Origin of the sequence: Streptomyces sp. NPDC006294 (genome assembly GCF_042870895.1) — a bacterium.
Lineage (GTDB): Bacteria > Actinomycetota > Actinomycetes > Streptomycetales > Streptomycetaceae > Streptomyces.
Genome location: NZ_JBIAHV010000016.1, coordinates 26335 through 40858, shown reverse-complemented (window position 1 = coordinate 40858; position 14524 = coordinate 26335). Strand labels below are relative to the sequence as shown.

General features: G+C 73.2%; 12 protein-coding genes. 9 read left to right on the top strand and 3 right to left on the bottom strand.

The features are described from left to right. Window positions 1-40 precede the first annotated feature (40 nt). The gene (locus ACFYOP_RS26315) at window positions 41-460 is read right to left on the bottom strand and encodes a hypothetical protein (RefSeq protein WP_356894994.1); all 420 of its coding nucleotides are present in this window, start codon (window positions 458-460) and stop codon (window positions 41-43) included. Window positions 461-462: 2 nt separating this feature from the next. Next, window positions 463-822: a hypothetical protein gene (locus ACFYOP_RS26310; RefSeq protein WP_356894992.1), complete on the bottom strand. Its 360-nt coding sequence runs from the start codon at window positions 820-822 to the stop codon at window positions 463-465. An 86-nt stretch (window positions 823-908) separates the two neighbouring features. Between ACFYOP_RS26310 and ACFYOP_RS26305 the strand changes: the two genes are divergently transcribed. From ACFYOP_RS26305 to ACFYOP_RS26265, 9 genes are all read left to right on the top strand, one after another. Beyond that, window positions 909-1556: an HAD family hydrolase gene (locus ACFYOP_RS26305; protein WP_356894990.1), complete on the top strand. Its 648-nt coding sequence runs from the start codon at window positions 909-911 to the stop codon at window positions 1554-1556. Window positions 1557-1936: 380 nt separating this feature from the next. Continuing rightward, window positions 1937-3004, top strand: coding sequence for an ATP-binding cassette domain-containing protein (locus ACFYOP_RS26300; protein WP_356894988.1), 1068 nt, complete (start codon window positions 1937-1939; stop codon window positions 3002-3004). Continuing rightward, the gene (locus tag ACFYOP_RS26295; protein WP_356894986.1) at window positions 3001-3672 is read left to right on the top strand and encodes a methionine ABC transporter permease; all 672 of its coding nucleotides are present in this window, start codon (window positions 3001-3003) and stop codon (window positions 3670-3672) included. The genes ACFYOP_RS26300 and ACFYOP_RS26295 overlap by 4 nt, the downstream gene beginning before the upstream one ends. 79 nt (window positions 3673-3751) lie before the next feature. Next, entirely contained in the window at window positions 3752-4612 is an 861-nt protein-coding gene (locus tag ACFYOP_RS26290; RefSeq protein WP_356894984.1) for a MetQ/NlpA family ABC transporter substrate-binding protein, read from the top strand. Window positions 4613-4777: 165 nt separating this feature from the next. Further along, on the top strand, window positions 4778-5425 hold the full coding sequence (locus ACFYOP_RS26285) for a GNAT family N-acetyltransferase (RefSeq protein ID WP_356894982.1): 648 nt from the start codon (window positions 4778-4780) through the stop codon (window positions 5423-5425). Window positions 5426-5549: 124 nt separating this feature from the next. Next, entirely contained in the window at window positions 5550-6800 is a 1251-nt protein-coding gene (gene cbiE / locus ACFYOP_RS26280; RefSeq protein WP_356894980.1) for a precorrin-6y C5,15-methyltransferase (decarboxylating) subunit CbiE, read from the top strand. A 310-nt stretch (window positions 6801-7110) separates the two neighbouring features. Next, window positions 7111-10869: a nicotinate-nucleotide--dimethylbenzimidazole phosphoribosyltransferase gene (gene cobT / locus ACFYOP_RS26275; RefSeq protein WP_356894978.1), complete on the top strand. Its 3759-nt coding sequence runs from the start codon at window positions 7111-7113 to the stop codon at window positions 10867-10869. 222 nt (window positions 10870-11091) lie between these two features. Then, window positions 11092-12324, top strand: a complete 1233-nt coding sequence (cobA, locus tag ACFYOP_RS26270; protein ID WP_356894976.1) for a uroporphyrinogen-III C-methyltransferase — start codon at window positions 11092-11094, stop codon at window positions 12322-12324. A gap of 64 nt (window positions 12325-12388) precedes the next feature. Beyond that, a complete protein-coding gene (locus tag ACFYOP_RS26265; protein WP_356894974.1) occupies window positions 12389-13204 on the top strand; it encodes an RNA methyltransferase in 816 nt (271 codons plus the stop codon). A 71-nt stretch (window positions 13205-13275) separates the two neighbouring features. Here ACFYOP_RS26265 and ACFYOP_RS26260 read toward each other — a convergent pair whose 3' ends face one another. After that, window positions 13276-14448, bottom strand: coding sequence for a protein kinase (locus ACFYOP_RS26260; RefSeq protein ID WP_356894972.1), 1173 nt, complete (start codon window positions 14446-14448; stop codon window positions 13276-13278). Window positions 14449-14524: the final 76 nt, after the last annotated feature.

Sequence of the window (14524 nt, the reverse complement as noted above, 5' to 3'; positions counted from 1 at the left end):
CCCGAACCCGCAGGGGTGCCGCCCTCCGAACCCGCAGGGGTCAGGCGGACGACCGGGAGCGCCGCAGCCAGAGCATCCCGGTCACCGGCAGCAGCACCGGGATGAACAGGTAGCCCATCCCGTACTCGGACCACACCGTCGAGTCGGGGAACGCCGAGGGTTCCAGCACCGTCCAGGTCCCCACGACGAGGACGCCCGCCAGCTCGGCGGCGCAGCACACCAGCGCCGCCCTGCGGGCGGTCTCCCCGCCCCGCACCAGGGTGTACGTGATGAACGCGTACACGACGGCCGCGACGGCCGACAGCACATGGGCGAGCGGCGCGCTGCCGAAGTCGTCGATGATCTGGTAGACGGACCGGGACACGGCGCCGACGGACATCACGCCGTAGAGCCACACCAGCAGCAGCCCGGGCCCCTCGACCAGCTTCGTCCGCTTCTGCTTCGCGGCGGTCCCGGTCATCGTCAGCCTCCCCAGATGTCGTGAAGCCGGACTTCGAGCACGGCCAGCACGACCGCTCCCGCCGCGACCGTCGCGGACCCCCAGCGGGTGCGCTCCGCCACCGACAGGAAACCGGCCGCCGGCACGGCGAGGGCCGAGCCGATCAGATACGACACGAAGATCGCGGTGCCCTGGTCGGGCTCCTCGCCGCGGGCCAGCCACACGATGCCGACGATCAGCTGGGCGACGGCCAGCACCGTCACCACGGCCATGCCGATGAAGTGCCAGTCCTTGGTGGGCTGGTCCCGATAGGCGGCGAAGCCGCACCACGCGGCGAGGGCGAGCGCGGTCACACCGACCGCGACCGTCAGGGCGTCAAGCATGGGCCCGAGGGTATTACGGGCCAAAGGCCGCGATGCGCGCGGCCCCGGCGCACGGGGAGAAGGACCGGAAGCCTAGGCTTCCGGGCATGAAGCTGCACGCCGAAGCCCTGCTGTTCGACAACGACGGGACGCTCGTCTCCTCCCTGGAGTCGGTGAACCGCTGCTGGACCCGCTGGGCCGGCGAGTACGGCATCACCGCGGAGGCGTTCGCCCGGATCGAACTCCACGGCCGCCCGGCCGCGGAGATAGCCGCCGACCTGCTGCCCGCGCACCTCGTGCCCGAGGCGGTCGCCCGCATCGAGCACCTCGAGGTGGAGGACGTCGCCGGGGGAGTGGTGGCGCTGCCCGGCACACTCCGGCTGCTCGCGCAGCTGCCGCCGGAGCGGTGGGCCGTGGTCACCTCCGCCACCCGCAGGCTCGCCGAGGCCCGGCTGGCCGAGGTCGGCGTACGGCCCAAGATGACGGTCGCCGCCGACGACATCACGCGGGGCAAGCCCGACCCGGAGCCGTACCTGCTCGCGGCCCGCCGCCTCGGCGTCGACCCCGCCCGCTGTGTCGTCTTCGAGGACGCCCCCGCGGGGCTGACGGCCGGGCGGGCCGCCGGTATGCGCACCGTGGCATTGACCACAACGCACCGCCGTGCCGAACTCACCGCCGACCTCGTCGTCCCCGACCTCGCCGCGGTGTCGGTGCAGGTCACGGCGGAGGGCTTCGAGATCACCGCGGCGCAGTGATCCGTCCACATGGCGCGACGACTCGGTCCGCTATGCGGACAGCGTCGGTCCGGTGCCCGACCTGTCTGTTTTACTTGCAGCCATGACCACGACGAGCAGCCGCATCCCTGCGACCGAGGCGGACACGACGCCCGGTGCTCGCCGTATGTGTCGAATGTGCGCCATCTGAGGGCCCCTGACTGAGCCTCGCGCCCCGAAGCGAGACCGACAGCCGCGCCGTGTCCGACCGTCCCCGTGGATCAGGAACGCCCCGGACCGAGCTGCCCCGCGCACGCGTTCCCCCCGGCCGCAGGCCGAGTCCGCCCGTGCCGCGTCGGAACCGAAATGCCCCGTGCCCGGCGGACACCTCGCCGCGCACTCGACAGTGACGGAAACCCCCTGTGATCACCACTACGGGCCTGACCAAGGTCTACCAGTCGCGAGGCGGCCGCGAGGTCACCGCTCTGGACGGCGTCGATCTGCACGTCCGCGAGGGCGAGGTCTTCGGAGTCATCGGACAGAGCGGCGCCGGCAAGTCCTCGCTGATCCGCTGCGTCAACCTCCTTGAGCGCCCCACCTCCGGCACCGTGACCGTCGCCGGTGAGGACCTCACCGCCCTGGCCGGCCGCGGCCGGCGCGCCTCCAGGGAACTGCGCGAGGCGCGCAGCCGCATCGGCATGGTCTTCCAGCACTTCAACCTGCTGTCGTCGCGCACTGTCCAGGACAACGTCGAACTGCCCCTGGAGATCCTCGGCGTCCCCGGCGCCCGGCGCTCCCGCAAGGCCCTCGAACTCCTCGACCTGGTCGGCCTCGCCGACAAGGCCAGGTCCTACCCGGGCCAGCTCTCCGGCGGCCAGAAGCAGCGCGTCGGCATCGCCCGCGCTCTCGCAGGCGACCCCAAGGTGCTGCTGTCCGACGAGGCGACCAGTGCCCTCGACCCGGAGACCACCCGCTCGATCCTCCAGCTGCTGCGGGACCTCAACCGGCAGCTCGGGCTCACGGTCCTGCTGATCACCCACGAGATGGACGTCGTCAAGACGATCTGCGACTCGGCCGCCCTGATGAAGAAGGGGAAGATCATCGAATCCGGAACGGTGAGCGAACTGCTGGCGACCCCCGGCTCCGAACTCGCCCGCGAGCTCTTCCCGGTGGGCGGCGACGCGTCCGGCCCCGACCGCACGGTGATCGACGTCACCTTCCACGGCGAGGCCGCGACCCAGCCGGTCATCTCCCAGCTCTCACGCACCTACAACATCGACATATCGATCCTCGGCGCCGCCATGGACACCGTCGCCGGCCGGCAGATAGGCCGGATGCGCATCGAACTCCCCGGCCGCTACGAGGAGAACGTCGTCCCGATCGGCTTCCTGCGCGAACAGGGCCTCCAGATCGACGTCATCGACTCCGACACCGAAGCCGCCCCCGCTCAGGACGCCGCCCCCGCGCTGGTCAAGGAGGTCGCGAAGTGACCTGGTCCGAGATGCAGCCACTGCTGAGCCAGGGCACCCTCGACACCCTCTACATGGTGCTGTGGTCCACCCTCGTCACCGTCGCCGGCGGACTGCCGCTCGGCGTGCTGCTCGTCCTCACCGACAAGGGCGGACTGCTCCAGAACACGCCGGTGAACAAGGCCGTCGGCGTGATCGTGAACATCGGCCGCTCGCTGCCGTTCATCATCCTGCTGATCGCGCTGATCCCCTTCACCACCCTCGTCGTCGGCACCTTCATCGGCCCCACCGCGATGATCGTGCCCCTCGCCGTCGGCGCCATCCCGTTCTTCGCCCGGCTCGTCGAGACGGCGATCCGCGAGGTCGACCACGGACTCGTCGAAGCGGTCCAGGCGATGGGCGGCTCCGTCCCCACGATCGTGCGCAAGGTGCTGCTCCCGCAGGCCCTGCCCTCGCTCGTCTCCGCCGTCACCACCACCGTGATCGTCCTCGTCGGCTACTCGGCGATGGCCGGCGCGGTCGGCGGCGAGGGCCTCGGGTCCAAGGCCGTCACCTACGGATTCCAGCGCTTCGAGACCCAGTTCATGCTTGTCACGGTCGTGATCCTGATCGCCCTCGTGACGATCGTGCAGCTCGCCGGCGACGGCGTCGTACGTCTCCTCGCCCGCCGCGGACGCACCGCCGGCTGAGCCCACAGACCTTCTCCTCCCCACACGGCCCGCACTCCTTGTCCGGGCGACGCACCACCACAAGAAAGAGGCACTTTTCGTGCGCAGCACCATCAAGTTCACCGCGGCCGCCGCCGCCTCCGCCGCCCTCGCCCTCGGCCTCACCGCCTGCGGCACGGCCTCCGACCCGGCCGCCCGGGCAGACTCGGGGTCCAAGGGCGACGCGTCCAAGGCCCTCGTCGTCGCCGCGTCCCCGACGCCGCACGCCGACATCCTGAACTACGTCAAGGACAACCTGGCGAAGCAGGCGGGCCTGACGCTGGAGGTGAAGGAGTTCACCGACTACGTCCTGCCGAACACCGCCACCCAGCAGGGTCAGGTCGACGCGAACTTCTTCCAGCACAAGCCGTACCTGGACGACTTCAACAAGAAGAACGGGACGACCATCGTCCCCGTCGCCGACGTCCACCTCGAGCCCCTCGGCCTCTACTCCAAGAAGGCCGACGCCCTCAAGGACATCAAGGCCGGCCAGACGATCGCCGTCCCCAACGACACCACCAACGAGGGCCGCGCGCTCGCCCTGCTCGCCGACAACGGCCTCATCACCCTCAAGGGCGGCGCCGGCACCGACGCCAAGCTCTCCGACATCGCCGACGCCAAGGGCCTGAAGTTCAAGGAGCTCGAGGCCGCGACGCTGCCCCGCGCCCTGAACGACGTGGACGCCGCGGTCATCAACGGCAACTACGCCATCGAGGCCGACCTGGAGCCCGCCAAGGACGCCCTGGCCCTGGAGAGGGCCGAAGGCAACCCGTACGCCAACTTCCTCGCGGTCAAGGAGGGCAACGAGGACGACGCGCGCGTGCGGAAGCTCGTGAAGCTCCTCAACTCGCCCGAGGTGAAGAAGTTCATCGAGGACACGTACGCCGGTTCCGTCGTCCCCGCCTTCGACTCCGCCAAGTAGGGCCCCGGCAGCTCCACTTGACGCAGGCCCCGCGCACCTACGAAGGTGCGCGGGGCCGTGTCGTACCCCCACCCGGCCATGCGCGGCCCGCACCCGATGTTGCATGCTGTGCCTTTACGGCTACGACAACCCAACGGCTTTGACCATTTATCGACAGTCTTCGGCATGGAGCTGCGCATGACTACCACCTTCCCGGACGTGTCCATCAGCACGGAGCGGTTGGTGCTGCGCCCCTACGAGGACGCGGACATCGCGGCCCACACCGAGATGATGAACGACGAGATGGTCACCGCCTGGACCTCCGTGCCCCACCCCTATACGACGGCGGACGCCGAGGACTGGGTCCGCAGGATCGCTCCTGCGGAGCGGACCGAGGGCCGCGGCATCGTCCTCGCCGTCACCGAGTTCCTCACCCAGCGGCTCGTCGGCGTCGTCCACCTGCGCAACACCGACTGGCGGACCCTGTCCACCGAGGTCTCCTACGTCACGGCCCCCTGGGCACGCGGCGAGGGATACGCCACCGAGTCCGTCCTCGCCGTCGCCCGGTGGCTCTTCCGCAACCAGAAGTTCGAACGCATGGAACTGCGCACCGCCGCCGACAACACCGCCTCCCAGCAGGTCGCGCAGAAGATCGGCTGCATCAGCGAAGGCGTCCTGCGCAACGCCTGGATAGCCCGGACCAGGCCCGACGACGGCACCGGAAGCTGGACGGACATCCGCACCGACCTCATCGTGTGGAGCCTGCTGCCCGAAGACCTGGAGGCCGACCGGATGGCCGAGGCCGGATACCGCTCCCTCACCGACTGGGACTGAGGCCGCCCGGGCGTCCGGACGCCCTCCGTACCGCCCGCGGCCATGGCCGCCAGGTACGCTCACGGTGCGACGCGTACCCGCGGTACTGCCCACCACCTGCGACAACTGACGGAGACTGACGACGATGGCCGACCGGGTCACGGTGATCGGCTGGGACGGTTCGCCTCTCACCCGAGCAGCGAGGTCCGCCCTCTCCGCCGCCACTCTGGTGGCCGGCGCCGCCCACCACCTGGCACTGCCCGAGGTCCCGCCGAGCGCCGAACGCATCCGGCTCGGCAGCGTCGGCCTCGCCGCCCGCCGTATCGCCGGACACCGCGGCAGCGCCGTCGTCCTCGCCGACGGCGACCCGGGCTTCTTCGGCGTCGTACGCACCCTGCGCGCGCCCGAGTACGGCCTGGAGGTCGAAGTCGTCCCCGCCGTCTCCTCCGTGGCCACGGCCTTCGCCAGGGCCGGTATGCCCTGGGACGACGCCCAGATCGTCGTCGCACACCGCCGCACCCTGCGCCGCGCCGTCAATGTGTGCCGCGCCCACACCAAGGTCGGGATCCTCACCTCCCCGGGCGCCGGCCCCGCCGAACTGGCGCTGCTGCTCGACGGCATCCACCGCACCTTCGTGATCTGCGAGGAACTGGGCACGACCCGCGAGCAGGTCACCGTCCTCACCTCCGACAAGGTCGCCGACCACATGTGGCGCGACCCCAATGTCGTCATCGTCATCGGCGGCACCGGCAGCGCGCCCGCCCCGACCGGAACCGGCGGCTGGATCGCCGGCCGCGACCCGGGCTATCCGCCGGCCGACCGCGGCTGGGCGCTGCCGCCCGAGGAGACGCCCACCCGTGGCGAGGGCGAGTACGCCGGGCTGCGGGCCGCCCAACTGGCCCGGCTCGGCCCGCGCACCGGCGACCTCGTCTGGGACATCGGCTGCGGCAGCGGCGCGCTCGCCGCGGAAGCCGGCCGCTTCGGCGCCGCCGTCATCGCCGTCGACGACGACCCCGAAGCCTGCCGTCGCAGCGAGGCGGCGGCACGTCGCCTCGGCGTCCAGCTCCAGGTCGTGCACGGACGCGCGCCGCACGTCCTCGAACGGCTGCCCGAGCCCGATGTCGTGCGGATCGGCGGCGGGGGAGTGCCGGTCGTCACCGCCGTCGCCGACCGCAGGCCGGAGCGCATCGTCACCCATGCCTCCACGCGCGACGAGGCGGAGGCCATCGGCGCGGCCCTCGCGGCCGGTGGATACACCGTCGAATGCGCCCTCCTCCAGTCCGTCGAAATGGACACCTCCGACTGGTCGGAGCGGGAACGCTCGGTGGTCTTCCTGCTCTGCGGAAGGCAGTCCGAGCCTCGGCCCCGGCCCCCCGTGACAGACGGTCCGGGGTAGGCTGGCCGATCGTTGTACCGCAGCCGGGCGTTCGTCGCTTCGTTCGTCAATGTCCGGAAAAGGGAGTCACTTTGGTTCCCGTATGTGGTACGTCGATACCGGGGGGGTCGCGCGACGTGGCGCAGCCCACAGCGAACCACGGCGGATCTTGCTGCCGTGGTGGCGAACGACCGCGACAATGCTTTGGTCCGTGGGTCAATCGTGCCGCGCGGCGCACACGCTCGTTCTTGTTCACGGGCGTCCGGTGTGCCGCTGTCGGACGCCCCGGGCGAAGGGCGAAGGAGCAAACCGATGGGCGAGGGGTACGCGCATGACTGACACCGGCCAGATCCCGGGCGAGGGGCTGCCGGAGAACGCAGGCATGGTGGAGCAGCCGGGCATCCCCGCTCCGGACGCGTACACCTACCTCGAGAACTCCGAGAACAGCCCCGAAGAGGACGACCTGCTGCTGATGCCGGGCTCCCAGGGCGCCTGGAGCGACGCCCAGCACGCGGCTCCCGCCCAGGGCGGGCACCACCCGCAGGGCGTGCCCGCCGCCGATCAGTACGCGGCCGCGGCCGCCTCCGTTCACCCGATGGCGAACCACGCCGCCGGACCGCAGCACCAGAGCGGCGAGTACCGGCCGGACCACGGCGCGGTGGGCTACGCGCCCCAGGACTACCAGGCCGCGCCGGTCGTGCACGGAACCCTGCAGACGGCGGAGCCCGTTCCCCCGGTCACGGAGAACGCGGCAACGCCGGCGCCCGAGTTCGTCGAGGTGTCCCAGACCGCCGGAGCGTCGGGGCACGCGCAGCAGCAGCCCCAGCAGCCGCAGTTCCACGAGGTCCAGCCGCAGGAGGCCGCGGCCCACGAGCCGTTGACGCAGGTGCAGGGGACCATGTCGGTCGTTCCGGGCGTGGCGCCGGCCGGCGCGGAGCCCGAGGCTGTCGCGGAGCCGTCGGCCGCCGTGGAGGCCGAGGCCGCTCAGGCCGTGGCACAGGCGGCGGTTCACGAGACCGGTGCACACGAGGCGGGCGGTCGCGATTCCGGCGCCGTCGACCTCGGAGCCGTACGGACACCGGCCGCCGCCACCTCCGCCATGCCGACGCCGGCGCCCGCCCGCCGCCCGCTCCACATGGGACCGCCCGTGCCCGAGTCCTCGAGCGGCGTGGTCCGCTCGCTGGCCGACCGCGGGCCGGCCGGCACGCCGCCGCACCCGATGGTCGTACGCACCGCGCAGGCCCAGGCCGCAGCCACCACCGGCGTGGAGTACCTCGACGTACCGCGGGAGGACCCGGCCGCCGAGCTGCCGGGCCCGCAGCTGGGCGAGATCCCGCCGCAGGCCGGGGCCCCCTGGGACCCCCGGCCGGCGCAGGAGCAGACGGCGGCCCCGGCAGAAACGGTCGCCCCGCCCGCCCCGCCCGCCGCGGAGGACGCCCCCGAGCACGCCCCCGAGAACGCGCAGGCCACCGTGCCCGCGCCGCGAGCCGGCGGGTCCGACCAGCCGGTGGCCCCGGAAGCGGCCGTGCCCGAGGCGGCCGTCACCGAGCCGGAGGCTCCCGCACCCGCGGCGGCGCCCGCTCCGGCCGCTGAGGCCGTCGAGCCGGCCGCTCCGGTCGTCGCCGACGCGCCGGAGACGGTCGCCCCCGAGACCGCCGTCGCTCCGCAGCCGTCCGCGCAGGCCGAGGCCCCCGTAGAGGTGCATCCGGAGGCGCAGCCCGTACCCGTCGAGGCCGAGCCGGTGGCCGTCGCGCCGGAAGCGGAAGCGCCGGCTCCGCAGCCGGAGCGGCAGCCGGGCACGGACGCGCCCGAAGCCGCCGCTCAGGACGCCCCCGTCACGGCCCCGGAGGGTGCCACGCCGCCCCCGGCGGAGCACCTGACGCCGGCCGCCCCCGAGGCGCCCGCCGCCGAGCCGGTTGCCGTCGCCCCCGCCGGCCCGTCCCCGGTGGCGGAGGCTCCCGCTTCCGCCACCGTGCCCGCCGGCCCGCAGGTACCCGACGCGCAGCCCGAGGCCGCCCCCGTGGACGCCCCCACCCCCGCCGCCGGCACGCCGGCCCCTGATGAGGCGCAGCCCGAGGCCGCCCCCGCGGAGACGCCCGTCCCCGCCGCCGAGACGGCCGCCCCCGCCGAGACGCCCGTCCCCGCCGCCGAGACGCCCGCCCTCGCCGAGACGGCCGCGCCCGCGGAGGCCGGCCCGGAAGCCGCGCCCGAGCCCGGCGACACCGCCGCGGCCGACGCCGCACCGCGGGAGGCCGAACACGCCCCCGCCCAGCCTGCCCCCGACGCCGCCCAGCCCGCCCCGGCGGACGCCGGACCCGCCGTCGCGGACGTCGAGCCGGCCGAGGACCACCCCGCCGCGCCCCCGGCCCCCGGCTACGCCGACGCCGAGCGCGAGGCCGTCCTGCGCGTCATGCGGGAACGGCGCGACATCCGCAACGGCTTCCGCAGCGACCCCATCCCGCACGAGGTCCTGCTCCGTGTCCTCGAAGCCGCCCACACCGCGCCGAGCGTCGGCCACTCGCAGCCGTGGGACTTCGTCGTCATCCGCTCCGCGGAGACCCGCCGCACGATGCACGAACTGGCCCAGCGGCAGCGCGAGGCGTACGCCAAGTCGCTGCCCAAGGGCCGGGCGAAGCAGTTCAAGGAACTGAAGATCGAGGCCATCCTCGACACCCCGGTGAACATCGTCGTCACCGCCGACCCCACCCGCGGCGGCCGCCACACCCTCGGCCGGCACACCCAGCCGCAGATGGCGCCGTACTCCTCCGCCCTCGCCGTCGAGAACCTGTGGCTCGCGGCCCGCGCCGAGGGCCTCGGCGTCGGCTGGGTGTCGTTCTTCGACGAGCGTGAAATGGTCCGTACGCTCGGCCTGCCCGAGCACCTGGAGGTCGTCGCCTACCTCTGCGTCGGGTACGTCGACGAGTTCCCGGAGGAGCCCGAGCTGATGCAGGCGGGCTGGTCCAAGCGCCGCCCGCTGTCCTGGGTGGTCCACGAGGAGACCTACGGCCGCCGTGCGCTGCCGGGCGAGGAGCCCCACGACCTGTTGCAGGAGACCGTCACCAACATCCGTCCGCTGGACGCCAAGGCGCTCGGCGAGGCGTGGGAACGCCAGAAGCGGATGACCAAGCCGTCCGGCGCGCTCGGGATGCTGGAGATCATCTCCGCGCAGCTCTCCGGTCTCTCCCGGATGTGCCCACCGCCGATCCCGGAGCCCGCGGCCGTCGCGATCTTCGCCGGCGACCACGGAGTGCACGCCCAGGGCGTCACGGCCTGGCCCCAGGAGGTCACCGGCCAGATGGTCGCCAACTTCCTCGGCGGGGGAGCGGTCTGCAACGCCTTCGCCAACCAGGTGGGCGCCGAGGTCTGCGTCATCGACGTCGGCGTGGCGTCCGACCTGCCCGCCACCCCGGGCCTGCTGCCGCGCAAGGTCCGCGCCGGCACCGCCGACTTCACCACCGGGCACGCCATGACCCGCGACGAGGTCCTCTCGGCGATCGAGGTCGGCATCGAGACCGCCCGTGACCTGGTGGCCGCCGGGAACAAGGCGCTCCTCACCGGTGAGATGGGCATCGCCAACACCACCACCTCCGCCGCCCTGATCGCCGTCTACACGGGCGTCGACCCGGCGGAGATCACCGGCCGAGGCACGGGCATCAACGACGAGATGCACGCCCGCAAGGTCGACGTCGTGCGCCGTGCCCTCGAGCTCCACCGGCCCGACCCGGCCGACCCGATCGGCGTGCTGTCGGCCGTCGGCGGTCTGGAGCACTGCGCGCTGGTCGGCCTCATCCTCGGCGGCGCCTCCCTGCGCACCCCGGTGGTCCTCGACGGCGTCAGCACCGGCGCGGCGGCCCTCGTCGCGCGGGCCATCGCCCCCGAAGCGCTGGCCGCCTGCATCGCGGGCCACCGCAGCGCCGAGCCGGGTCATGTGGCGGCGCTGAACAAGCTGGGCCTGCGGCCCCTGGTCGACCTGGACCTCCGCCTCGGCGAGGGCACGGGCGCCCTGCTGGCGCTCCCGATCGTCCAGAGCGCGGCACGGGCCATGCACGAGGTGGCGACCTTCGACTCGGCCGGAGTCACCGAGAAGTAGCACCCCGCCACGCCCCCCACGCACGCCCTGCGTCACACACCCGGTCCACCTCCGCACCGGGTGCGTGACGAACTCGGAGGCAACCGTTCCGCAACGGCCCCCGACAGCCCCGTGAGCGGGGCCGTATCGTGGTCGCCAGGACCCCGCACCTGTCCCCACCAGCCGCTTCACCGTCGCAGCGGCGTCACTCACGCACTGCCCTGCCCGAGGAGCCGCACCGCCATGGCTGAGCACGTCCCGCCCGCCGAGCACCCCGCCTACCCCGTCGGCCTGCGACTCGCCGGGCGCCGCGTCGTCGTCATCGGCGGCGGACAGGTCGCCCAGCGCAGACTCCCCGCCCTGGTGGCGGCCGGTGCCGACGTCACCCTGATCTCCCCGTCCGCGACGCCCTCCGTCGAGGCGATGGCCGAGTCCGGCGAGATCGCCTGGACCCGTCGCCGCTACGAGGACGGCGACATCGCCGACGCCTGGTACGCCCTCGTCGCCACCGGTGACCCCGACGCCAACGCCCGCGCCTCCGAAGAGGCCGAGCGCACCAAGACCTGGTGCGTACGCAGCGACGACGCGGACGCCGCCACCGCCTGGACCCCGGCCACCGGCCGCAGCGACGGCGTCACCGTCGCCGTCCTCACCGGCCGCGACCCGCGCCGCTCCGCCGCCGTCCGCGACGCGATCGTCGAGGGCCTGCGCGACGGCACCCTCGCCGCGCCGCACCGCCGCAGCCGTGCCCCGTTCGTCGCCCTCGTCGGCGGCGGACCGGGCGACCCCGACCTGATCACGGTCCGGGGCCGCCGGCTGCTCGCGGAGGCGGACGTCGTCATCGCCGACCGGCTCGGCCCGCGCGACCTCCTGGACGAACTCCCGCCGCACGTCGAGGTGATCGACGCGGCCAAGATCCCCTACGGGCGGTTCATGGCCCAGGAGGCCATCAACAACGCGCTCATCGAGCACGCGAAGGCCGGCAAGGCCGTCGTCCGGCTGAAGGGCGGCGACCCGTACGTCTTCGGGCGCGGCATGGAGGAGGCCCAGGCGCTCGCCGAGGCCGGTATCCCCTGCACGGTCGTGCCCGGCATCTCCAGCTCCATCTCGGTCCCCTCCGCGGCCGGCATCCCGGTGACCCACCGCGGGGTCGCGCACGAGTTCACCGTCGTCAGCGGCCATGTCGCCCCCGACGACCCGCGCTCCCTGGTCGACTGGAAGTCCCTCGCCCGGCTGCGCGGCACCCTCGTGATCCTCATGGGCGTCGACAAGATCGGAGCCATCGCGGAGGCGCTCGTCGCGCACGGCAAGGCGCCCGACACCCCGCTCGCCCTCGTCCAGGAAGGGACGACCGCGGCCCAGCGCAGGGTGGACGCCACGCTCGCGACCGTCGCGGAGACCGTCAGGGCCCAGGACGTACGCCCGCCGGCCGTCATCGTCATCGGTGACGTCGTCGCCGTCGGCCTGCCCAAGTAACCACCGGTAACCCGACTTTGCGGGAACCGTTGGCACCGCACATCCAAGAAGGCAGTATCACCCCGTGGCCGATCTCATCACCATCGACGACCCCGACGACCCCCGTCTGCACGACTACACGGGCCTGACCGACGTCGAGCTGCGCCGCCGCCGCGAACCGGCGGAGGGGCTGTTCATCGCCGAGGGCGAGAAGGTCATCCGCCGTGCCGGACAGGCCGGTTACGTGATGCGCTCCATGCTGCTGTCCGCCAAGTGGGTCGACGTCATGCGGGACGTCATCGAAGAGGTCCCGGCCCCCGTGTACGCGGTCGACCCCGCCCTCGCCGAACGCGTCACCGGCTACCACGTGCACCGCGGCGCCCTCGCCTCCATGCAGCGCAAGCCGCTGCCGGACGCCGGGGACCTGCTCGGCACGGCCCGCCGGGTGGTCGTCATGGAGTCGGTCAACGACCACACCAACATCGGCGCCATCTTCCGCAGCGCGGCGGCCCTCGGCATGGACGCCGTGCTGCTCTCCCCGGACTGCGCCGACCCGCTCTACCGCCGCTCGGTCAAGGTCTCCATGGGAGCGGTCTTCTCCGTCCCGTACGCCCGCCTCGACACCTGGCCCCGCGGCCTCGAAACGGTCCGCGAGGCGGGCTTCCGGCTGCTCGCCCTCACCCCCGACGAGAAGGCGTCCTCGATCGACGAGGCCGCCCCGCACCGTCTGGACCGCGTGGCGCTGATGCTCGGGGCCGAGGGCGACGGGCTGTCCACCAAGGCGCTCATGGCCGCCGACGAATGGGTACGCATCCCCATGGCCCACGGCGTCGACTCGCTCAACGTGGGAGCGGCGGCCGCCGTCGCCTTCTACGCGGTCGCCACCGGCCGCCCCGCGTAGCGGCTACAGCTTCCGCGCCCCGGCGCCCGCCTGGCCGCTTCAGCTTCCGCGCCCCGGCCCGCGCGTCGCCGTTACAGCTTCTGCGCCGCGGCGATCCCCAGCGCCACGATCAGGGTCACCACGAAGAAGACGGTGATCCGCTGGCGCAGCAGCCGCGGATTGGCCGGCCGCCGGCCGGTCGACGTCGTCCGAGCCCCCGGCCGGGTGCCGTTGCCCTGCCGGCCGTTCGTACGGCCCGCGGTACGCGGCTGCTGCGGCCGGGACCCGCCACCCGTGCGGGCCGGCGCCTGCGGCCGCGACGAGCCGCCCGTCCGCCGCTCCAGGCGTTCGGTGCGCTCAGGCCGCTCCGGGTAGCGCGCGGTCGGCCGGTTCGACTCGACCCGTTCCCGCTGCGCCGCCGGCCGGGCGTCGTGCTGGAGTCCCTGCGCCTCCCGGGCCGCGATCTCCTTGAGCCGCATGGACAGTTGCAGTGTGCTGGGCCGCTCCTCCGGATCCTTCGCCAGGCACGCCGACACCAGCGGGGCCAGCGCGTCGTGCACCCCGTGCAGCTGCGCCTCCTCGTGCACCACCCGGTACAGCATCACCTCGGAACTGCCGTGCCCGAACGGCGAGTCGCCCATCGCCGCGTACGCCAGCGTCGCGCCCAGCGCGAAGACGTCCGTCGCGGGCGTCACCGCCGCGCCGCGCACCTGCTCCGGCGCGAGGAAACCCGGAGACCCCACGGCCGTGCCCACATGCGTCAGCGTGCTCGCGCCCGTCGCCCAGGCGATGCCGAAGTCGATGATCCGCGGCCCCTTGGGGGACAGCAGGATGTTCGACGGCTTCAAGTCACGGTGCACCACACCGGCCTCATGGACCGCCACCAGCCCCTCCGACAGCGCGGCACCCACCGCGGCCACGTCGGCGGCCCGCAGCGGACCCTCCTCGACGACCTTGTCGTGCAGCGACGGCCCCGGGACGTACTGGGTCGCGAACCACGGCCGGTCCGCCTCCAGGTCCGCGGCCACCAGCCGGGCCGTGCAGCCGCCGCGGATACGCCGCGCGGCCGACACCTCACGGGCGAACCGCGACCGGAACTCCTGATCCTCCGCCAGGTCCGGCCGGATCACCTTCAGCGCGACCCGCTGCCCCCGCCGGTCAGAGCCCAGATAGACGACACCCATGCCGCCCGCGCCGAGCCGCCGGTGAATCCTGAACGAGCCGACGACTCGCGGGTCCTCGCGCCGGAGCCGCATCATCGCCATGTCCGTCCCCTACCTACGGTGGGGAGGCCCCACCCCGCTGCCCGGTCGTCCGCTTGTGACGTGCCACAGCTTACGT